The sequence below is a fragment of the Streptomyces sp. MBT53 genome, from assembly GCF_016654115.1.
In the GTDB taxonomy this organism is placed as follows: domain Bacteria; phylum Actinomycetota; class Actinomycetes; order Streptomycetales; family Streptomycetaceae; genus Streptomyces.
Map to the genome: position 1 here is coordinate 22761 of NZ_JAEQAZ010000020.1, position 20389 is coordinate 43149.

Here is a 20389-nt window from a genome sequence, read left to right on the forward strand (position 1 = left end):
TGGGGGTGAGGGTGGGGGCGTGCGTGGTCATCCGGCTGATGCGCTCCCGTCGTGCCGGGCGGTGAGGTCGTGACCGGGCGTATGCACGTGGGCTTCGGCTATGGGGGCCGCGTCCATGTGGGGGGCGAGGAAGAAGTGGTCCGTGCCGGTGCCTGCGGCGGAGAGGGCTGAGCTGGTGCCGGTGCCTGCGTCGGTGCCCGCACTGGTGCTGGCGCCTGTGCCGGTGCCCGCGCTGGTGTCGGAACCTGCGTGGGCGGGGCCCGTGTGGTCGGAGCCCATGTGGTCGGAGCCCATGTGAGGCTGGCTCATATACACCCCGCCCGTGTGCACGCCGTTCGTGTGCACTCCGTTCGTGTGCACTCCGTTCGCATGCACCCCGTTCGTGTGCGGGAACTCCGTGTGGCCTGCCTCCGTGTGGGCCGACTCCATGTGCGCCGTGTCCATGTGTGACCCGTCCATGTGTGGCAGCTCCGCATGCGGCACCTCCACGCGCCGGACGTCCATGTGCGGGACCTCCACGTGCGGGACCTCCACGTGCCCGAGGTCCACGTGCCCGAGGTCCACGTGCCCGAGGTCCACGTGAGGTGCCTCCGCGTGCGGCACCTCCACATGAGGTGACGCCATGTCGGTCCCCTCCACCAACTCCGTTGCTTCCATGTGCTGTTGTGCCTCCGCGAGGCCGATCCCGCGTTGGAAGGCCGCCATCAGGTCCGGGTCGTGGCCGACGGGGTGCTCGGAGTCCTGGCGGGGTGCGGGGCCGTCGCGGAGTTGGGGTGCGATGTGTTCCTGGGCGCGGCGCCGGGGCAGTTGGGGCGGCTTGCCCATGGTGCCGCGTACCGCGCCGCCTCGCGGGACGGGCGGTGTGGTCGCGTTCGCCGCCACGGTGGGCCGGTCGTCGGGCCGGATGCCGGGGACGGCCTCCGCAGGGTTGGCCCGTTCCGCGTGGGCGCCGCGCACGGGCAGCGGTACCGGTCCGCCGCCGTTCGGCACCGGCGCGACGGGCGGTGCGGAGTCCCGTCGTTGATGCCGTCCCGGTGCCCCGGACTCACGCTGGTGCCGCCCGGGCGCGGCAGGTGTCGCCGCGGGCGCACCGCGCCGGCCGGCGGTCCGCCTACCACCTTCGGCACCACTTTCGGCACCTCCCTGGACCCCTCCCGCCCGATCCTGCGTCCCGCCCTGCGTCCCGCCTTGTGATCCGCCCTGCGGGGACTGCTGCGGAGGCAGAAGCGGTCGCCCCCCGCCCATCGTGTCCTCCGGTCGGCCTACGGCTCCGGGAGCACCCGGCGCCGTACCCAACAAGGCCTGTGGCACGACGAGTACGGCCTGTACGCCGCCGTAGATGTTGGTCTGGAGGCGAACGTGGATGCCGTGGCGGCGGGCGAGTTGGGAGACCACGAACAGGCCGATGCGGCCGTCGGCCAGCAGGCTGGCGACGTTGACCTGGTCGGGGTCGGTGAGCAGGGCGTTCATCCGGCTCTGTTCGCCGACGGGCATGCCGAGTCCGCGGTCCTCGACCTCGACGGCCAGTCCCGAGGTCACGAGGTTGGCGCGGAGCAGGACTTGGGTGTGCGGGGCGGAGAACACTGTGGCGTTCTCGACGAGTTCGGCCAGCAGGTGGATCACGTCGGCGACGGCGTGGCCGCGCAGGGTGCCGTCGATGGGCGGCACGAGTTTGACGCGGGAGTACTGCTCGACCTCGGCGATGGCGGAACGCAGCACCTCGGTCATGGAGACCGGGTTGCTCCACTGTCTGCGGGAGACGGCGCCGCCGAGGACGGCGAGGTTCTCGGCGTGGCGGCGGATGCGGGTGGCGAGGTGGTCGACGTGGAAGAGGCCCTTGAGCAGGTCGGGGTCCTCGATCTCGTTCTCCAGTTCGTCGAGGATGGAGATCTCGCGGTGCACGAGGGACTGCAGGCGCCGGGCGAGGTTGACGAAGACCTCGACCTTCTGTTCGCTGCCGGCCTGGCTGGAGAGCTGGGAGGCGGACACGACGGCGGTGACGGCGCCGTCGTGGGCGCGTGCCAGGTCGGCGGCGAGCAGGTCGAAGTCGTCGGCGTCCCCCGGCGGCCGGCCGCGCGGTTTGCGCTGGGGCGGGCCCTCGCCGCGGCGCAGCGCTTCGACCAGGTCGCGCAGATCGGCCTCGCCGCGCGCGCTGTCGCGGCGCAGGGAGCCGATGCGGTCGCTGACGGAACCGGCGGCGCGACCGGCGGCCACGGCGGCGATCAGAATGCCCGCGAACGTCACCGACGTGGCTCCGGCGAGGACGCCCCAGAGGGTGAGGCTGGTGCGTGCTCCGGTGGAGCGGACGGTGAACAGGACGGCCGCGCTGGCGCTCAGCGCGACCGCGACGGGCGGGAGCACGGCGAGGCGCAGGAGCTGGGATCGTATGTGCGTCTCGGGCAGTGCGGGCACGGGGCGGGCGGCCGGTCGCCCGTGCCGGCCGCCCTCACGGCGGTCTGCGCGTGCGGCCGGTGCACGGAGTTGAGACATCGGCGTCCTCGTACTGGTGCGTCGGACCTGTTTGCTCGCGCGGGGTGCGCGATTCGGGCATACGCCATCGCGGTGCCGGTCGGGAGAGCCGAAAAAATCGGCCCCGCGTCGCCCGGCGGACACTCACAGTAGTCGTCAACGCATCAGGTGCGGTGGGCAGTTGACAAAGTCCCCCGGGGAGCGTCCCGCTCTGGTATGAGGCTTCGCACGACAGACCGATAACCCCGGCGGCCGTATGCCGAAGAAGGACAAAGAATCGATCGCCCCTGATCGGAACCGGTCACGAACGGGCGTCGAGGGCCGGGGAGTTCGATGCCGCCAGGCTCCGCCGTCCGCGTGCTCGGGGCCCCCGCGTCCGGGTCGGCGGAGTGATTTCGGGTGATCCGTCCCACCGTCCGCCGCAACCCCGGCACGTCACTGGCAGTGTCCGCCGGAGGGCGTCCGCTGAGCGTGCGGAACCGATCCTGTCCGGGTGGTGTCCGGACAGGAGTGGCGTCTCTTCTGTTTCTGATCCTGGCGCTCTCGCCGTTCGTGACACCGTTCGTGTGCGTGGCCGCGGCCGTGGGACTCGCCTGGCGGGCCTGCCATCGGCTGCCGGTCAGCGGATGGTGGCGGCTGCCGAGCGTCGGGACCTGTGCGCTGGTGGCGATACTGGCCGGCTCGGCGACGCTCGGTGCGTACGCGTGGGGCGCCATGTCGGGGTTCTACGTCCTGGACCCGGACCAGATGTGTGCGGCGATGGGTGCGGCGGGCGATCACGTCGTGACGCGGATGACGCTGCCGGTCAGTTCGCAGTGCGTCACGTCGGGCGGCGTGGGCACCGAGCTGGTGCCGGACTGGGTGAACCCGGTGATCTTCCTGGGGCTCCCCGTGCTGATGCTCGCGCTCACCACGGGGACCTACACAGGTGTACGGCGGCTCCGCGCCCTGCGGTGAGACGTCCCCTTCGACGACACGGCGGATCCGGCCGTCGACGCCATCGGCGCCGTCGAGGGGACTGTCGCCCGTGTCAGCGCTCGTTCGCCAGGTCGAGTTCCGCCTGGGTGGCCGCCGCCTTCGGCTCCGGTTCGGACCCCGCGCCCGACTCCGCCCCCACCGGTTCGGCGCCCCGCCAGGGACGCGCGAGTGTGCCTCCGAAAGGACCCCACCAACGGTCCGTCGTCAGTTCGGCGCCCGGTTCGAAGGGCTCGCCCGGCCTCGGGGTGGCCACCGCCTGGCCCGCCGCTTGTGCCGCGTCCGCGGTCCACTCGCCGGGCTCGGCCCATGCGTGCAGCGCCAGATTGAACGTGGCCCAGTGGATGGGCAGCAGCACCCCGTGCGCCTGCCCGCCCTGGAGGTCGAGGTGGGCGCGCATGCCCTCCTCGGGTGTCATGTGGATGTCGGGCCAGAACTCGCTGTAGGCGCCGATCTGGATCATCGTGGCGTCGAACGGGCCGTGCGCGGCACCGATGTCCTTGAAGCCCTCGAAGTAGCCGGTGTCGCCGCTGTGGTAGATCCGGTGCTCGTCACCGACGACGACCCAGGAGGCCCACAGGGTGTGCTGGGTGTTGCGCAGGCCCCGGCCGCAGAAGTGGCGGGCCGGGGTCGCGGTGAGGGTGAGGCCGCCGACCTTGGTCTCCTCGTTCCAGTCCAGCTCGCGCAGCCGGTCCGGGGAGACACCCCAGTGCTCCAGGTGGGCGCCGACGCCCAGCGGCACGGCGAACAGGGTGTCCGTGTCGGCCAACGCCTTGATCGAGGGCATGTCCAGGTGATCGTAGTGGTCGTGCGAGATGACCACGACGTCGACGGGACCGAGGGCGGCGAGCGGCAGGGGCACCGGGTGCAGCCGCTTGGGGCCGGCGAACGGGAAGGGGGAGCAGCGCTCGCCCCAGACCGGGTCGAAGAGGACCCGGTGGCCGTCGATCTCCGCGAGCACGCTGGAGTGGCCCATCCAGGTCAGGCGCAGCCCGGTGGCGGCGGGTTTGGCCAGGTCGGCGAGGGTGGTGGCGTGCACCGGCAGCGTGCCGTCGGGGGCACGGCGGACGCGCGCCTCCTTGTCCAGGTAGGCCTTGCCCATCTCGCGCATCGTGCCGCCGGACGGGCGGACGTTCGTGTTGCCCCCGGGGTTCTGGAAGACCCCGTCCTTGAAGTGGGGCGATCTGCGGATGCGCGCCAGGCGCTCGCCGCTCGGGTCCGCGCCGAAGGCCGCGGGCTGCAGCGCGCGGAGCCCGGAGCTCAGGGTACGGATTCCGGTCACGATGCCTCCAGGTGGAGTCGGTCAGGCTTTCCATTATGGTCGACCCCTGTGACAACGCCGGTGCATGGGCGTCACGGGGCCGTCATTCCAAGGAAAGACCAAAGTTCCGTGCCCGGGGTTGACACCACGGACTGGAATTCGATCTTCCGTTGACAGGACCCGACCCTACTTCCGATACTGACTCGCCGTTCAGTACCCGCCGTCCGGTACGCGCTTCCGCACCTGCCCTGTCGGCCGTCGCCGCGAGGAGTCCGTATGACCGCCCCCCTGATGTCGCTCACCTGGACCGACCACGTCACCGGCCGCCAGGGCTTCCTGGTCGTCGACCGCCTGGTGCGCGGGGTGTCCAGCGGCGGACTGCGGATGCGGCCGGGCTGCACCCTCGACGAGGTGGCCGGGCTCGCCCGCGGCATGACCATGAAGGAGGCGCTGCACTACGACCCGGCGGGGCGCTACATCCCGCTGGGCGGCGCCAAGGGCGGCATCGACTGCGACCCCCAGGACCCGGTGTCGTACGGCCTCCTCGTGCGCTATCTGCGGGCCATGCGGCCGTACGTCGAGAGTTTCTGGACGACGGGTGAGGACCTCGGGCTCACTCAGGACCTGGTGGACCGGGCCGGGGCGGAGGCGGGGCTGGTGTCGTCGATCCAGGCCGTGTATCCGCTGCTCGACGACGAGGCCGCGGCGCGGCGGCGGCTCGCGGACGCGTTCGCGGTCGAGGTGGACGGGATCGGTCTCGACGAGCTGGTCGGCGGCTGCGGGGTCGCCGAGTCGGTGCTAGCGGCGCTGGACCGGGCGGGCGTGCCGTACGCGGGGACGCGGGTCGCCGTGCAGGGGCTGGGCACCATGGGCGGGGCCACGGCACGGTTCCTCGCGCGCGCGGGGCTGACGATCGTCGCCGTCGCCGACGTCAAGGGCACGATCGTGAACCCGGCCGGGCTCGACGTGGACGCGCTGCTCGCGGCGCGGGACGCGTACGGCACCGTGGACCGGTCCGCACTGCGCCCCGGCGACCGCGAACTCCCGGGCGGGGACTGGCTGTCCGTCGAGGCGGAGGTGCTGGTTCCGGCGGCCGTGTCGTACGCCGTCGACACCACGAACCAGGGGGCGATCACCGCGCGCTGGATCGTCGAGGCGGTCAACATGCCGGTGCTGCCGGAGGCGGAGGAGCTGCTCTCCGCGCGCGGTGTCGTCGTACTGCCGGACGTGGTCGTGAACTCGGGGACGAACGCCTGGTGGTGGTGGACCCTGTTCGGCGACATCGGTGCGGACGCGGACGAGGCGTTCGCGCACACCCGGCGTTCGATGCGCGCCCTGATCGAGCTGATGCTGGCCCGCGCGGAGGCCGACGGGACGACACCGCGCGCCGCCGCGCACGCCATCGTCGCCGACCGGCTGCCGGTCATCGCGGAGCGGTTCGGCTGGTACCGGTGAGGTACGGGGCAACGCCTTCGCGGGTCACGGAATAGGGTGACGTCGTGGCGAGAGTGCGGTTGGGCGTGGCGGAGCGGCGGGCGGAGTTGCTGCGGGCCGCCGTGGAGCAGATCGAGGCGCGGGGCGTGGCGGCGGTCAGGATCGCCGACGTGGCCTCGGCGCTCGGGGTGAGCAACGCGCTGGTGCTCTATCACTTCTCGACCAAGGAGAAGCTGGTCGCCGCCGCGTTCACGTATGCCGCCGAGGACGATCTCGCGCATCTGCGCAAGCTGCTCGGCCGCCGTACGACCGCGCTGCGCCGGCTGCGGGCGGCGGTGCGCTGGTACGCGCCGACCGGGCAGGCCAAGGGCTGGCGGCTGTGGATCGAGGGCTGGGCGGCGGCGCTGCGCGAGCCCGCGCTGCTGGAGGTGACGCGCGATCTCGACCGGCAGTGGAAGCGGGCGCTCGCGGAGGTCGTCGCCGAGGGAGTGATCGCGGGCGAGTTCCACTGCGCGGACCCGAACGCGGCGGCCCTGCGCCTCACGGCCCTCCTGGACGGCCTGGCCGTACAGATGACGGCGTACGGGGGCGCGGTGTCGCGGACGCGGGCCCTGGAGTGGGTCGACGAGGCGCTCGCGCGGGAACTCGGCCTGGAGCGGGCTGCGTTGACCGCGTCCTGAGTCGGCCCTCCGCAGACGCGCGGTCCCGTTCGTGGACGGCGAGGAGAGCACGGCGGGCACGGCGGCCAGTCGGGGCGACAGGGCGGCCACGCGCGCGTGCGGACATCGCGGCGAGGGCCGGATCCCCTCGTCCGGCAGGGCGGCCGCGCGCGGACCCACGGGTCCGTCCGCCGTTCACCACTCCCGCGCGGCCACCTCACCGGCCACGTCCGCCGGCACTCCCTGGGCCTCCCGCCCCGTCAGGCCACCCAATCGATCCGCATCTTGATGTCGTCGGGCGACAGCGCGCCCTTGGCCTCCACGTGGTCGCCGGAGGACTCGCCGCGCAGTCGGCGGCCGATCCAGGGCACCAGGTACTCGCGCGCCCAGTGCACGTCGTCGCGGCGGATGTCGAGCGTGCCGCGCGGGGGCAGGGGCGGCCAGGGCTGGTCCGGGTCGGCCGGGACCTCGATGCCGAGGACCTGGCCGGCGCGGAGCGCCACGCGCGTGTGGCCCTCGGGAGAGAGGTGGAGCCGGTCGCCGTCCCAGGCCCGCCGGTCCTGGACCGTCTTGAGGGACCACAGGTCGAGCACGGGGCAGCCGTAGCGGTCGGCGATGGCCCGCACATGTCCGTTGTAGGTGGCGATCTTGCCGCGCAGATGCTTGAGCACGGGCACGTTGCGGGTGTCGAAGCCGGTCGTCACCAGGACGGAGCCGACGGCGGAGGTGAGGTCGGCGACCGCGCGTTCGAAGCGCTCGGCGACCTCGTCGGGGTCGGTGCCGGGACGGATGATGTCGTTGCCGCCCGCGCAGAAGGAGACCAGGTCCGGGCCGATCTCCTTGGCCCGGGTGAGCTGGTCGGCCACGATCTGGTCGAGCAGTTTCCCGCGCACCGCGAGGTTGGTGTACTCGAAGTCGCCCTCGGGCCGCCGGTCCGCGAGCAGTACCGCGAACCGGTCGGCCCAGCCGACCATCGCCCCGTCGGGCCCAGGGTCGCCGACGCCCTCGGTGAAGCTGTCCCCCACCGCCACGTACGACCCGATCACTGATCTGTTGTCACTCTTCGAATCGTTAGCCACGGCAACCATAGTTCACCCTGGACTGTGACCTACGCGATCGTATTTTGGGGTTGACGGGCGGTGAGATAAGCCACTCGTAAAGGGTTGCCCAAAGTCGGAATACCCCCCTGGCCAGGGGTGTTGACGTCGGGAACTGCCCTGCGCCGGGCTCCGGAGTCAGCCGACGGTGACGCCGTGCGAGCGGAGGTAGGCGACCGGGTCCACGTCCGAGCCGTAGTACGGAGTGGTCCGGATCTCGAAGTGCAGGTGCGGGCCGGTGACGTTGCCGGTCGCGCCGGAGAGGCCGATCTGCTGGCCCTCGGTGACGGTCTGGCCGGCCGAGACGGACAGCTGCGACATGTGGGCGTACTGCGAGTACTCGCCGTCCGCGTGCCGGATGACTACCTCGTTGCCGTAGGCCCCGTCGTAGGCCGCCGAGACGACCGTGCCCGCGGCGACCGCCTTGACGGTGGTGCCGGTCGGGACGACGAAGTCGACGCCGGTGTGATAGCCGCTGGACCACATGCTGCCCGCGACGTGGTAGCCGGTGCCGATGGTGCCGCCGGTCACGGGGAGGGTGTAGCCGCTGGAGGTGCTGGTGGTGTCGGCGCTCTGGGTGGCGGTCGACTTCTTCGACGAGGAGGAGGAAGACGACGAAGAGGACGAACCGGTCGACGAACCGGACGACTTGGTCGTGCTCGTCGTGCTGGTCGTGGCCTTCTCGCCGAGCGAGAGCTTCAGGCCCGGGTGGATCAGCGACGGGTCGGCGCCAATGGCCTCGCGGTTGTCCTGGTAGATCTTCTTCCAGCCGCCGGTGACGTCCTGGTCCTCGGCGATCTTCGCGAGCCAGTCGCCCGCCTTCACCGAATACGTCTTCACGCCCTCGGTCTTGGCGATCGCCGCCTTCTCCGTCACCGTTTTCTCGGCGGCCGGAACCGACTGAACGGCCTTTTCCGGAGCGGAAGTCGAAGGGGCCGCATGGGCGCCGGTGGCCCCCATGAGCGGAAGGGCGAGCGCGGCGCCGCCGGTTCCGGCTACGGCTACGGCTATCGAGCGGCTGAGGCGCTGGGACTTGGGACGGCGGTGCTTACCCTTCGCGGGCATGACGAATTCCTCTCCGGCGCCTGCGGGGTGAGCTGTCGGGTGCGGGCTGGAGATGCCCGGCCGCGCACTGGTCGCGGCTTTACCCCAAGCCCGTTCCGGAGACCGGAACAGGCGTCCTACCTGTGGGTCCCCCGCTCCTGCCGCATACGGGTGGGTGTGTGCGGAGTCCGGTCGGCGGCAGGATTGGGCGTCCGTCCGGATTGGTGGCGAACGTAAGCGAGGAAGACGCAAAGGGACAAGCAGGAGGTTCCACGGTTTTGGGTTTCTTGTGACTTCCTGTGGGAATTCACAGTCACCCTCCGTGAATTCCCACAGGACTTCGACCTCAATTCCCCTGGAAAAGCACGTCAATTACGTGAACATGACGAGCGACGTACGGTCACGGATATGACGCTGCTCACGTACAACCCCTCAGGTTCCCTTAATCCAGAGCGAGTTGTAACGAAGGCTGCAATTCGGGCAGAAGGCTCAGATGCGACGCAGCCGGAGAACCGTCGCATCGAGGTCACCGCGCAGCCCGGTCCGCAGCCCGTGGTGCAACAGCACGGCACCCCGGTGGACTTCGCCCGTTTCGAGGCATTCGTACGACGCCGTCGGGTCGAGCCCGCGCAGCCGGAGCGCCGGGACCGGCTCGCCGTAGTGCTGTGCCTGGAGCAGGGCGAGGACGACGCTCTCGTCGCCGCGCGTGTACTGGACGGCGCTCAGTCCGCCGGTCGGCGGGCGCAGCCGGTAAAGGTCGCCGCGCTGCACGAGCGGCCGGATCTCCTTGTAGAGGGCGATCCACTCGCGGGCCTCGGCGAGCTCCTCCCCGGTCCACTCGGAGAGGTCGCCGCCGACGCCGAGCACCCCGGCCATGGCGCTCACGAACCGGAAGCGCAGGCTGCTGACCCGGTCGTTGAGCTGGGTGTTGGGGCTGTCGGTGACCCAGGCGGCCATCACGCGCGCGGGATGGATCTGGCTGAAGCCGTGCTGGATGGCGAGCCGGTCGAGCGGGTCGGTGTTGTCCGAGGTCCACACCTGGTCCGTACGGCTGAGGATGCCGAGGTCGATCCGGCCGCCGCCGCCCGAGCAGGACTCGAAGGCCACACCGGGGTGGGCCTCCCGCAGCCGGTCCAAGAGGGCGTACAGGGCGCGCACATGGTCGACCCAGAGGCGCTGCGGATAGGCGTCGCCGGGCCAGCCCGCGTCGGTGAAGCAGCGGTTGAAGTCCCACTTCACATAGTCGATCGGGGCGCTGGAGAGGAGTCCGTCGAGCTGCTCCCAGAGGTACTCCTGAACGTCCTCGCGGGCCAGGTTGAGGACGAGCTGATTGCGGAACTCCGTCCGCTTTCGTCCCTCTTGGTACTGCACCCAGTCCGGGTGGGCGCGGTACAGGTCGCTGTCCGGGTTGATCATCTCGGGCTCGACCCAGATGCCGAACTGCATGCCCAGTGAGTGGACGCGGTCCGCAAGGGGCTTGAGGCCGGCGGGGAAGCGGTCCGGGTTGGGGGTCCAGTCGCCGAGTCCGGCGCGGTCGCTGGTGCGGGCGCCGAACCAGCCGTCGTCGACCACGAACAGCTCGACGCCGGCCGCCGCCGCACGCTGGGCGAGCACCTCCTGCTGCTCCTCGGAGATGTCGAACTGGGTGGCCTCCCAGGAGTTGTAGAGCACCGGCCGGTCCTGGTCCGCGTCCGGGATGATGTACGTCCGCTGGTAGGCGTGCCAGGTGCGGCTGGCGCCGCCGAAGCCGGCGTCGCTCCACAGGGCCGCGAAGAGGGGTGTCGTGAAGGACTCCCCGGCCGCGAGGCTCAGCAGCCCGGACTCGTCGTACCCGGCGCCGCCGGTGATCTGCACGCGCGCGTCCGGGAGTTGGGCCACGGCGATCCGCCAGGATCCCGACCAGCCGAGGGCGCAGCCGTAGACCTCGCCGCGTTCCTCGGTCGCGTCGGTGTCGAGCGCGACCCAGGGGAGGTACTGGTGTCCGGTGTGGCCGCGGCGGCTGCCGATGACCTTCTCACCGTAGGTGAGGGGGGAGCGTACGAGCCGTGACTCGGCGGCCCAGCGGCCGTGCACGTGCGACAGCTGCCACTCCTCCCGGTCGGGCAGTGTCCAGGTGGCGGAGTCGGCGCGCAGCAGCTCCAGGGGCTCGGTCCCCTCGTTGTCGAGGACCGTCCAGCGCTCCACGACGTCGCCGCGCGTCCGGTAGTGCAGGGTGATCGTCAGTCCGGCGTCGCGGAAGCGCAGCCGCAGTTCGTCGCCGTCCGTGTCGTAGCGGTCGAAGGTCCACTCGGTGCCGCGCCGCTCCGGGGTGCGCACCGACAGGGCGGGGCGGACGAAGCGGGGGCCGCCCTCGACCGGGTACTCCTCGTGTCCGTCGAGCGGGGCCTCGAAGGAGGCGCCGCTGGAGAGCGGGCGGGCGGCGATTTCCTCGGCGTCGGCGAGCGCGATGCGAGGGCCCCAGTGGAGATGGAGCAGTTCGTCGCGCTCGGTGAGATGGACGGCGTAACTGCTCGTGGGTCCGGACAGCACCCACGTACGGCCGTTCTCGGCGGTCTCCAGCATCAAGTCCCTCACAGATTCGAACAAGTCCACTCAAGCGCCAACATCATCAATGGTGCGGGACCTGCGAGGCAACGCCTGTGGAGAACTCATAACCTGTGGAAACCCGTGTCACGCGTCCGGGTCAGCGATGCCGGCCCGGTCCGGTCAGCACTCCGCTGAAGCCGGCCAGCACGGAGGGGTTGTCGACGAGCCAGGCCCGCACCCGGTCCGCCCCGTGCCCGTCGGCCGGACCGGACCGGAAACAGGTGTCCAGGGTGTCGAGGAGGGCGCCGACCGCGCGGCGGGCCAGTGGCTCGCGCACCCGGTCGTGCGCCTTGGCGGCGCGGTCCCTCCACAGCCGGGTCTCGTCGGCCGCCGATGGGCTGGGCGGGCCGAACGCCGCGACGACCATCAGGCCGAGGGCGGACATCGCCCTGCGGTCGAGCGGTGCCGTGGGGCTGTCCCAGACACCGGCGAAGATCGTCCGGGCCTCCGGGAAGCGGCCCCCGTGGAAGGCGAGCGCTCCGCGCAGGACGGCCGCGGCGGCGCGGACGTCGTCCGCGCCCAGTTCGTCGGCGAGCCGCGCCACCTCCGCGAGCCGGTGCTCGGCCGTCGCGACCGCGCCCTCCCCGATGTCCAGGCACACGATCCGCAGCGCGGTGTAGGCGTGGAGGGCGCCCGCGCCGATGGAGCGCAGGGCGAGGACCGCCTCGGACCAGTGTTCGCGGGCCCGGTCACGGAAGCCGCCGCTCTCGTCCGCGTCGCCGCAGAGCACGAGGGAGAACGCCCGCGCGTAGTCGTCGCCCGCTGCGCGCGCCGCCGCGACGGCGGTCCGGCCGTGCGCGCGGGCGCCGTCGATGTCGCCGCGCTGGAGGCAGTACGTCGTCCAGTTGGTCTGCAGGACCGCCCTGTCCCAGTGGAAGGCGGTGCCCGCGATGCCGTTCTCGGCCCGTACGAAGAGTTCCTCCACGTCGGCGTGGCGTCCGCTGAGCATGGCGTGGAACGGTTCGTGGCAGGCTCCCAGGACGGCGACGTCGGGGTTCTTCGCGCGCCGGCACGTCACCTGGTACTGGTCGATGAAGAGGCCGGCCTCGGCGTGCCGGCCGACGACGTGACTGAGCCAGACGAGCCAGGTGAGCGCGCGGAAGAGCGCCAACTCGTCCTCCTCGGTGGGCTCCACGACGTCATAGGCCCGCAGGCCGCGGCGGAGTCGGTCGATGCCCTCCTCCTCCCGGCCGCTGATGGTCCAGTAGTAGGCCCGTCCCGCTTCCAGGCCCAGGGCCTCGGATGTTCTCGCCCGGGCCATCAGGAGGTCGGAGGCCGCCCTGACGTTGGCGGACTCCGCGGTGTGCCGACTGATCCACTCCCCTTGGCCGCCTGGCGCGCTGTCGTGCACGAAGCGCAGGGCCCACGCCATGAAGCGTTCCTCCGCCTCGGCCTCCCGTCCTTCGGCCCTGAGCCGGTCCAGCGCGTACTCGCGGACCGTCTCCAGCATCCGCAGTCGGCTCCCCTCGGGCGTCGGGACGGTGAACAGGAGGGATTTGTCGACCAGTTGGGCCAGTATTCGCAGGGTCTCGTGGCGGTCCGCCCCGGGGAGGGAGAGCGCCGTCTCCGCCGTGTCGAGGGAGCAACCGCCCACGTACAGGGCGAGTTCGGTCAGCACCCGCTGTTCGGTGGCGTCCAGGAGGGCGTAACTCCAGTCGAGGACGGCACGCAGGGTGCGGTGCCGGGCGGGCGCGGTCCGCTTCCCCTTGGACAACAGGGCGAAGCGGTTGTCGAGGCGGCGCTCGATCTCGCGCACGGGCAGCAACCGGACGTGCGCGGCGGCGAGTTCGACCGCGAGCGGCAGACCGTCGAGTCCCCGGCACAGCGAGCGGACGGCGTCCAGCTCCGGCCCCTCCGCGCTGAAATTCGGGTCGATCATGAGGGCCCGGACACCGAAGAGTTCGGCGGCCTCTCCGTCGGACATCGGCGCCAGCGGGAACAGCCGCTCGCCCGCGACGGCCAGCGGCGCCCTGCTGGTGGCCAGGACGGTCAGCGCGGGGCACCGGCCGAGCAGGACCGCCACGAGCGGGGCGACCGTGTCGAGCAGGTGCTCGCAGTTGTCGAGCACGAGCACGGTCTGACGCTCCGTCAAGAACGAGGTGAGCCGGTGCACATAGTCGTGCGGCGGCTGGTCCGGCCGTACCGAGGCGTCCGACAGCCCGAGGGCCGCGGCGATCGCAGGGAGGACACCCGTGCCGTCCACCGCGGCCAGATCGACCCACCACGCGGCGTCGTACGAGGACGCCATCGACGCACAAGTCTCCAGCACCAGCCGCGTCTTGCCGACACCACCGGGCCCTACGACGGTCACCAGCCGCTCCCGCTCCAGGGCCGCCCGCAACCCGTCGAGGTCCGCCCCACGGCCGACGAACGGGCCGAGGGGATGGTCGGGCCCGCCCCGCCCGGGCGCCGGACGGGAGTCGGCGGATGCCGGGACCAGTCGTACGGCGTCCCTGGCCGCCGTCGCGGGAGACCGGTCGCGGGTGAGCAACTCCTCGTACAGGGAGCGCAGTTCCGGGGAGGGATCGACGCCCAGCTCGGAGCGGAGCAGTCGGCGGCCCGCCTCGTAGACGTCCAGGGCCTCGGCGTGGCGCCCGCTGCGGTGGAGGGCGAGCATGAGGCGGGCCCGGGACCGTTCGCGCAGGGGTGCGCCGGCCACAAGTGCCGTGAGTTCGGGGACCAGTTCGGCGGCGCGGCCGAGTTCGAGACCGGCGGCGGCCGCGTCCTCCCGTGCGTCCACGCGCAGTTCCTCGAGGCGCAGCCGTTCGGCGTCGAAGACCCGGCCCTTCAGATCGTCCAGGGCGCGGCCCCGCCACAGCTCAAGTCCCCGCCGCAGAACGTCTTCCGCCTCCCGGTACGCGCCCGCCGCCAGGTGCTCGCGGCCCTCCTGGACCGCCGCCTCGAAGCGGACCGTGTCGAGTTCGTCCTCCGGAGCCAGCACCAACTGGTAGCCGCCGTAACGGGATTGGAGGCGCCGGTCCCCGCCGTGCGCCGCGAGGGCCGCGCGCAGTTTCGTCATCTGGACCTGGAGGGCGTTGACGGGGTCCTTCGCGCCGCGCTCCTCCCACAGTTCGTCGATGAGCGTGTCGCGGTGCACCACCGCTCCCCCGGCCAGCAGGAGCCGGCCGACGACGGCGCGGGAGACGGCACCCGGCAGCGCGACGGCACCGCTCGCGTCGGCGAGTTCCAGACGGCCGAGGAGTCGGAAGTGGATGCCGTCATCGTTCATGTCTCGACCTTCGTGCACGTCGGCCACCGTACGGAAACGGTGGCGGTTACCCGCAAGGGTTGCTGGTACCCGTTGGGTACCATCGCTGGATGACGAAGACATCGGGCCTCTGCGACGACCCCAAGAGCGTCTATCTTGCCGCCTGCCCCTGCCGCGACATGCTGGACCTGCTGGCCAACAAGTGGAGCGCCCTCGCTCTCGGCGCTCTGGAGGACGGTCCGCAGCGCTTCGGCGCGCTGCGCTCCCGGCTCCAGGGCGTGAGCCCCAAGGTTCTCACCCAGACGCTGCGCCGTCTGGAGGACCACGGTCTGGTCGACCGCCGGATCTACGCCGAGGTGCCGCCCCGGGTCGAGTACAGCCTGACCCCGCTCGGCCTGGACGCCTGCGCGCCGCTCGCCCATCTGCGCACCTGGGTGGAGCAGAACATCGACCGTTTTCCCGACGCCGCCTAATCTGACCTGGACACTTCCCGATGGGAAGTAGGCTCCCTTGCTGGTTACTACCTCCCGGTGGATACCGTTCGGAGCGTGGCCGCGGCCCTTCACCGGCCACCGCACGAACCGAGGAGATCCATGATGAGCGTGACCCCGAAGACGATGCCCGCGGTCGGCTACCTCAAGAGCCTGCCGGTCGACGACGACGAAAGCCTGCTGGACCTCGAACTGCCCGTCCCCGAGCCAGGTCCGCACGATCTGCTGGTCCAGGTCGAGGCGATCGCGGTCAACCCGGTGGACTACAAGGTCCGGCAGGGCAACGACCCGGGCGGCGAGCCCAAGGTGCTGGGCTGGGACGCCGCCGGCACGGTCGTCGCGGTCGGCGACGAGGTGGAGCTGTTCGCGGTCGGCGACGAGGTCTTCTACGCCGGCGCGATCGACCGGCCGGGCACCAACTCCCGCTTCCACGCCGTCGACGAGCGCATCGTCGGCCGCAAGCCCAGCACGCTCTCCTTCGCCGACGCGGCGGCACTGCCGCTGACCTCGCTCACCGCCTGGGAGGGTCTGTTCGAGCGCCTGGGTCTGCGGCAGAGTCCGGAACAGACCGGCACACTGCTGGTGACCGCGGCGGCGGGCGGGGTCGGGGCCATGGTGGCCCAGCTGGCCCGCGCTCTCACCGGACTGACGGTGATCGGCACCGCCTCCCGCCCGGAAACCGTCGAGTTCGCCCGCCGTATGGGCGTGACACATGTGGTCGACCACCATCACCCCCTGCCCGCACAGGTGGCCGAGGTAGCACCCGATGGGGTGAACCACATCTTCGGCACCGCAGGCACGGACCGGAACCTCGCCGCGTACGCCGAGATCCTCAAGCCGTTCGGCGACCTGCTCGCCATCGACGACTTCGGTGCCGTCGAGATCGGTCTGCTGAAGTCGAAGAGCATCTCCTTCCACTGGGAGCTCATGTTCACCCGCTCCCTGTACCGGACCCCGGATCTGGCGGCGCAGCACCACATCCTCGGCGAGATCGCCCGGCTGGTGGACGCGGGCAGCCTGCGGACCACGGCCACCCGGGATCTCGGCACGATCAACGCCGCCCATCTGCGCGAGGCGCACCGCATCCTCGAATCCGGCGCCACCATCGGCAAGGTGACGCTCACCGGATTCTGATCGGCCTGTGAACCTCCTCGTTCCTCGTCCCGTTTACCAAGCGGAAGATGAAAAGGCTTTCTCGTAACCACGGAAAGATGACGAGCATGCGGGTCATGAGGTTCACGCCGGAGCAGCGCATCGATCACCTGCTCCGCTGGGCGGCGGAATGGAACGGGACGCGACGGGGGCGAAGTATGTGGGCCTACTCGCTCAGCCTGGGAGGCTCCCACGCCCTGCTGAACGACTGGGTCAACAACGAGCGGCTCATGGATCTCCTCACCTCCGAGGAGAGGAGATCGGTACATGAGGCACGCGAGCGGGCGAGACAATAGCCTTCCCCAGTATTCCGAAGAGCGACGGGCACCGGAGACATCCGGTGCCCGTCGCTCTTCTCCGTCCTGTTCAGCGATTCCGGCTGCGCCGGCGGTAGGACTCTGCGTACGCCCGGGCGCGGAAGGCGAGCACCGGGTCGTCGGAGAGCTCTATTCCGGCGGTGACCCGGGTGGGGTCGAACCGCTGCGCTGCCCAGTAGTCCTGGTCGTCGACCGGTGCGACGATTTCCAGGCGTCCGGCGGTGATCTCCTTGCGCCGCTCCGGCCAGGCGACGGCAGGGTCGTGCGTCGGATCGTCCTCCTCGGCCGGCTGGACCTGGAGCGTGAACGCCAACGGGCCCTGCCCTAGGCGCTGGTGGAGTTCCTCGGTCAGGTACTGGTCAGGGCGCCCGGCCGCCTCCTCGGCGGTCAGTTCCGCGCGGCCGGCCTCCGGCTCCCAGCGGTAGCGCACCGGCTGCCTGTTGCCCGCCGCGTCGGTCCAGACGAACGCGTGGATCGCCCAGTAGGCGGCGGTGCCGTAGCCGACCGGTATAGGTGGGACCTGCGTCACGGCCCCGGCGAGATGCGGATGGGCCGCGACGTAGGCCTGCACCCTGCTCAGGTCGGGCACCCCGGTGGCGGGGTCCGGCCGCAGCGCCTCGGTCAGTTCGAGGAACTGCCCCGGGGTGGAGGCGACGAACAGCGGCACCGTCATCGCGACGAGGTCGGTGTCGCCGCCGTCGGGCAGCTGGAAGCGTACGGCCATCCCGCGGGCCACCGGCACGGTGTCGCGTGAGCGCGGATTCCCCTCCGAGTTGGAGAACCGTACGACGACGGGGGTCGGCGCGCCCTGGAGATGGGCCGCCGTGGTGAGGCCAGCCGCGTCCCCGGTCGGGGTGAACGTCGCCTTGAAGCAGACGCCCCGCGCGCCGGAGCGCCGGTGTCCCGGATACAGGCCGTGCATGCGCTCCATGCTGTCGACGACCTGCTCGGCGGTGGGCGGGGCTGCGGGGGTGCTCGACATTCGTTCCTCCACGACGGAAGTGAGGTGCTCGTCCGAGCCGGCGCGGAAGAGCCGGTCGCCGGACCCGTCACGTGCGGTATACGAGGAGGGCCGCAGAAACGGTTCACGCGCCCGAGGCACCCGCCCGGCATCCCCTACGGCGTGTAGCCCCGCTCCGTCAGCGCGGCCCGAAGTGCCTTGAGGGCCAGGTGTGTTCGGGACTTGACCGTGCCCGGCGGGATGCCCAGCATGCTCGCCGTGCGGGCCACCGACTGGTCGAGGAACTCGACGTGGACGAGGATCTCGCGATGCTGCAGCGTCAGGTCCGCCAGGGCCTCGCGGACGATCTTCCTGGTGAGCGCGGGGTCCATGTGTTCCGGTCCCGGCAGGTCCCGCAGCGCGGTGTCGGCCGTCTCCGGTGGGCGGGCCTGGCGGGCGCGGTAGCCGTCGATGACGAGGTTGCGGACCACGGTGACGAGCCAGGGCCGGATGCCCTCGGCTCCCGGGTCGAGGATGTCGGTGTGCTGCCAGGCGCGCAGGACCGCTTCCTGGACCAGGTCCTGGGCCTGGTGGCCGTCGCCCCGGAGCAGTCCGGTGGCCACTCGCAGCAGATACGCGCCGTGCTTGTCGTAGACGGCGCGGATGAACGCCTCGTCCCGGGCCCGGTCACGCGCCCCGCCGTCGGGGCGGGTCGGCCGTATGTCCCGGATCGTTGTGCTGTGTTGCCTCATTGCCACGTTCCCCCAGTGCGCCGTGGGTCCTGCGCGGCGCACCAATTCGTTGAACTCTGAACGGGGAAACCTTGGGAGGCACCTCTTGCCGGCCGCTTGATGTCCGCTTTCCCCGCCCGCGCCCCCGAGGACAGGAGCGGGAAAGGAAACGGACAGCGGGCACGCGCGCGTGCCGGCTCACTGACGACGGGGTACGGGCGGGACCTCGGCCAGGGCGGCCCGGACCGCCGCCTCCCGCAGTTCGAAGAGCCGGTCGGACCAGTCGCCCAGCAACTCCTCGTCGGGCAGCAGCCGGACGGCGGCGAGCGCGGTGCGGATCTCGTCCACCTCGCCCGCGCAGCCCGGGCACGCCCGCACATGGCGGCCGACGCGTACGGTCTCCCCGGGATCGAGGGCCGCCATGGCGTAGGCGGCCAGTTCGGTTGTCTCCTGCTCGCATGTCACCGCGGTCTCCAGCCTGCCTACGCCGTCCGTCCCTCGGTCCCGGTCTATTCCGGGGCGATGGTGTGGTTGTTCACCCGGAAGAGGTTCCGCGGGTCGTACCGCCGCTTCAGTCGGCGCAGCCGGGCCAGGTCGGCGTCGGTGAACACGTTCTCCGCCCGGTCGTCGCGGCCCGCGAAGTTCGTGTACGTGAGACCCGTGGACCACGGGCGCAACCGCTCGACCAGCCCGCCCAGCATCGCCGTGCCGGCCTCGACGACCTCCGGCGGGCCCACCGTCGCTCCCCACACGTTGAACACCGCGTCCCGCGCGGCGACGGGAGCGGCCGCGGCGGGTCGGGCCGACAGCGCCCCGCCGAGATGCCTCAGCTCCAGGACCGTGACGAGACCCCAGGCGGCGATCTGGGCGCTCTCCACCAGGGAGTCGACGGCGGCGGCCGGCAACTCGGCCAGCAGGGCGCCCTGTTCCTCGTACGGGAAGGGTTCCGCCGGGTCGGTGTGCACGAGGGCGTACGAGCCGTAGGGGTGCCGGGCGATCGTGTCGAGGATCCCCGAACCGATGGCCCGGAAGGGGGCGATGAGCTTCTCGGCGTCCTCGTCGGTGCCCAGGTGGGTCACCCGGACGTGGGCGAGGAACCGGCCGCGCAGCGGTTCGGGCACCTGCGGGACCGGCGGGAAGTTCAGCAGCGCCACCGAGCAGGTGAAGGCGTCGGGTGCGGCGCGGACCACCTCGGGGAAGGCGCGGAGCACGGCCTCGACGTCCTCGGCGGGGAAGTAGATGCCGCCGCCGTAGAAGGAGGTCACGGGGAAGAGCCCGATCTCCAGTGCGGTCACGACACCGAAGTTGCTGCGTCCGCCGCGCAGGGCCCAGAAGAGGTCCGGTTCGGCCTCCGCCGACACCCGGCGCGGGACGCCGTCCGGCGTGACCACCTCGATCGCCACGACGTGGTCGGCGGCCCAGCCGTGGGACCGGCCCAGGAAGGGGCTGAGTCCGCCGCCGAGGGTGAAGCCCACGACCCCCACGTCCGGGCTGGACCCGTTCAGCGGTGCGAGCCCTTCCTCCTGGGCCGGTCCCACGACGTCCGACCAGCGCGCGCCCGCGCCGACTCGGGCCACCCCGCGCTCGATATCGATGTCGACCGTGCGCATCGCGCCCGTCGTGACGAGCAGGAAATCCTCCTCGTCCGGGAACGGCTGGTGTCCGGTGGCCAGCACCCCGACGGGCAGGTCGTGCGCGGCGGCGAAGGCGACCGCGGTCTGCACATCGGCGGCGCCGCCGGCCGCGACGACCATGCGGGGCCGCTGCCGCGAGCGCAAGTTGAACCCCGCGACCGCCGCCTCGTAGCCCTCGTCGCCGGGGACGAACACGGATCCCCCGATCCGGTCGGCCAGTTCGGTGACGGCTGCTGCGCCGACAACGGTCCGGCGCTGGTACTCGGTCATGCTGCTGTGCCTTTCGTCGGAGCGTCGGCCGCCCGGAAAGCAGACGGAAACGGCTCCCCGACGCGACCGGGTGCCGTCCGATGGCTGCTACGGCGCACACTCCGAAGAGGTTCACGGCGTG

The 20389-nt window shown here is 71.5% G+C and carries 15 protein-coding genes and 1 riboswitch; of the genes, 5 read left to right on the forward strand and 10 right to left on the reverse strand.

The features are described 5' to 3' along the window. Positions 1–27: 27 nt before the first annotated feature. Positions 28–2490 (reverse strand): ATP-binding protein, encoded by a 2463-nt coding sequence (locus JHN45_RS10420; RefSeq protein ID WP_236583541.1) that lies wholly within the window; start codon positions 2488–2490, stop codon positions 28–30. A 489-nt stretch (positions 2491–2979) separates the two neighbouring features. On the opposite strand from JHN45_RS10420, the gene JHN45_RS10425 reads away from it, so the two are divergent. After that, positions 2980–3426, forward strand: a complete 447-nt coding sequence (locus tag JHN45_RS10425) for a hypothetical protein (RefSeq protein ID WP_201048798.1) — start codon at positions 2980–2982, stop codon at positions 3424–3426. A 73-nt stretch (positions 3427–3499) separates the two neighbouring features. Here the strand turns inward: JHN45_RS10425 and JHN45_RS10430 are convergent, their stop codons facing one another. After that, positions 3500–4726: an MBL fold metallo-hydrolase gene (locus JHN45_RS10430; protein WP_201048799.1), complete on the reverse strand. Its 1227-nt coding sequence runs from the start codon at positions 4724–4726 to the stop codon at positions 3500–3502. A gap of 255 nt (positions 4727–4981) precedes the next feature. Here JHN45_RS10430 and JHN45_RS10435 point away from each other — a divergent pair, with 255 nt between their 5' ends. Beyond that, on the forward strand, positions 4982–6160 hold the full coding sequence (locus JHN45_RS10435; RefSeq protein WP_201048800.1) for a Glu/Leu/Phe/Val dehydrogenase dimerization domain-containing protein: 1179 nt from the start codon (positions 4982–4984) through the stop codon (positions 6158–6160). A 44-nt stretch (positions 6161–6204) separates the two neighbouring features. Continuing rightward, a complete protein-coding gene (locus JHN45_RS10440; RefSeq protein ID WP_200710432.1) occupies positions 6205–6819 on the forward strand; it encodes a TetR/AcrR family transcriptional regulator in 615 nt (204 codons plus the stop codon). Between the two features lie 239 nt (positions 6820–7058). Here the strand turns inward: JHN45_RS10440 and JHN45_RS10445 are convergent, their stop codons facing one another. From JHN45_RS10445 to JHN45_RS10460, 4 genes are all read right to left on the reverse strand, one after another. Then, on the reverse strand, positions 7059–7844 hold the full coding sequence (locus JHN45_RS10445; RefSeq protein ID WP_200710440.1) for an SGNH/GDSL hydrolase family protein: 786 nt from the start codon (positions 7842–7844) through the stop codon (positions 7059–7061). Between the two features lie 189 nt (positions 7845–8033). Further along, entirely contained in the window at positions 8034–8960 is a 927-nt protein-coding gene (locus tag JHN45_RS10450) for a LysM peptidoglycan-binding domain-containing M23 family metallopeptidase (protein WP_201048801.1), read from the reverse strand. Between the two features lie 4 nt (positions 8961–8964). Beyond that, positions 8965–9127, reverse strand: a riboswitch (cyclic di-AMP (ydaO/yuaA leader). Between the two features lie 301 nt (positions 9128–9428). Beyond that, complete coding sequence (locus JHN45_RS10455; protein ID WP_201048802.1) at positions 9429–11501, reverse strand: alpha-galactosidase; 2073 nt, start codon at positions 11499–11501, stop codon at positions 9429–9431. A gap of 121 nt (positions 11502–11622) precedes the next feature. Next, positions 11623–14754, reverse strand: a complete 3132-nt coding sequence (locus tag JHN45_RS10460; RefSeq protein ID WP_201048803.1) for a BTAD domain-containing putative transcriptional regulator — start codon at positions 14752–14754, stop codon at positions 11623–11625. Positions 14755–14912: 158 nt separating this feature from the next. Here JHN45_RS10460 and JHN45_RS10465 point away from each other — a divergent pair, with 158 nt between their 5' ends. Together JHN45_RS10465 and JHN45_RS10470 are read left to right on the forward strand one after the other, a co-directional pair. Continuing rightward, complete coding sequence (locus tag JHN45_RS10465; RefSeq protein WP_200710439.1) at positions 14913–15206, forward strand: helix-turn-helix domain-containing protein; 294 nt, start codon at positions 14913–14915, stop codon at positions 15204–15206. 123 nt (positions 15207–15329) lie between these two features. Then, the gene (locus JHN45_RS10470) at positions 15330–16358 is read left to right on the forward strand and encodes a zinc-binding alcohol dehydrogenase family protein (protein ID WP_200710438.1); all 1029 of its coding nucleotides are present in this window, start codon (positions 15330–15332) and stop codon (positions 16356–16358) included. Positions 16359–16742: 384 nt separating this feature from the next. On the opposite strand, the gene JHN45_RS10475 is transcribed toward JHN45_RS10470, so the two are convergent. The 4 genes from JHN45_RS10475 to JHN45_RS10490 all read right to left on the reverse strand — a co-directional run bounded on the left by JHN45_RS10475 (position 16743) and on the right by JHN45_RS10490 (position 20268). Then, a complete protein-coding gene (locus JHN45_RS10475; RefSeq protein WP_200710428.1) occupies positions 16743–17675 on the reverse strand; it encodes a catalase family peroxidase in 933 nt (310 codons plus the stop codon). 134 nt (positions 17676–17809) lie between these two features. After that, positions 17810–18385 carry a sigma-70 family RNA polymerase sigma factor gene (locus JHN45_RS10480; RefSeq protein ID WP_200710427.1) on the reverse strand — a complete coding sequence of 192 codons (576 nt, stop codon included), beginning with the start codon at positions 18383–18385 and terminating at the stop codon, positions 17810–17812. 177 nt (positions 18386–18562) lie between these two features. Next, positions 18563–18829 carry a zf-HC2 domain-containing protein gene (locus tag JHN45_RS10485; protein WP_200710426.1) on the reverse strand — a complete coding sequence of 89 codons (267 nt, stop codon included), beginning with the start codon at positions 18827–18829 and terminating at the stop codon, positions 18563–18565. 44 nt (positions 18830–18873) lie between these two features. Continuing rightward, complete coding sequence (locus tag JHN45_RS10490; protein ID WP_201048804.1) at positions 18874–20268, reverse strand: FAD-binding oxidoreductase; 1395 nt, start codon at positions 20266–20268, stop codon at positions 18874–18876. Between the last annotated feature and the right edge of the window lie 121 nt (positions 20269–20389).

Excerpts from the sequence above, each read along its gene's own strand:
- JHN45_RS10420 (WP_236583541.1), bottom strand. The coding sequence starts at position 2,490 with ATGTCTCAACTCCGTGCACCGGCCGCACGCGCAGACCGCCGTGAGGGC.
- JHN45_RS10435 (WP_201048800.1), top strand. The coding sequence starts at position 4,982 with ATGACCGCCCCCCTGATGTCGCTCACCTGGACCGACCACGTCACCGGC.
- JHN45_RS10450 (WP_201048801.1), bottom strand. The coding sequence starts at position 8,960 with ATGCCCGCGAAGGGTAAGCACCGCCGTCCCAAGTCCCAGCGCCTCAGC.
- JHN45_RS10455 (WP_201048802.1), bottom strand. The coding sequence starts at position 11,501 with ATGCTGGAGACCGCCGAGAACGGCCGTACGTGGGTGCTGTCCGGACCC.
- JHN45_RS10460 (WP_201048803.1), bottom strand. The coding sequence starts at position 14,754 with ATGAACGATGACGGCATCCACTTCCGACTCCTCGGCCGTCTGGAACTC.
- JHN45_RS10465 (WP_200710439.1), top strand. The coding sequence starts at position 14,913 with ATGCTGGACCTGCTGGCCAACAAGTGGAGCGCCCTCGCTCTCGGCGCT.
- JHN45_RS10470 (WP_200710438.1), top strand. The coding sequence starts at position 15,330 with ATGAGCGTGACCCCGAAGACGATGCCCGCGGTCGGCTACCTCAAGAGC.
- JHN45_RS10475 (WP_200710428.1), bottom strand. The coding sequence starts at position 17,675 with ATGTCGAGCACCCCCGCAGCCCCGCCCACCGCCGAGCAGGTCGTCGAC.
- JHN45_RS10480 (WP_200710427.1), bottom strand. The coding sequence starts at position 18,385 with ATGAGGCAACACAGCACAACGATCCGGGACATACGGCCGACCCGCCCC.
- JHN45_RS10490 (WP_201048804.1), bottom strand. The coding sequence starts at position 20,268 with ATGACCGAGTACCAGCGCCGGACCGTTGTCGGCGCAGCAGCCGTCACC.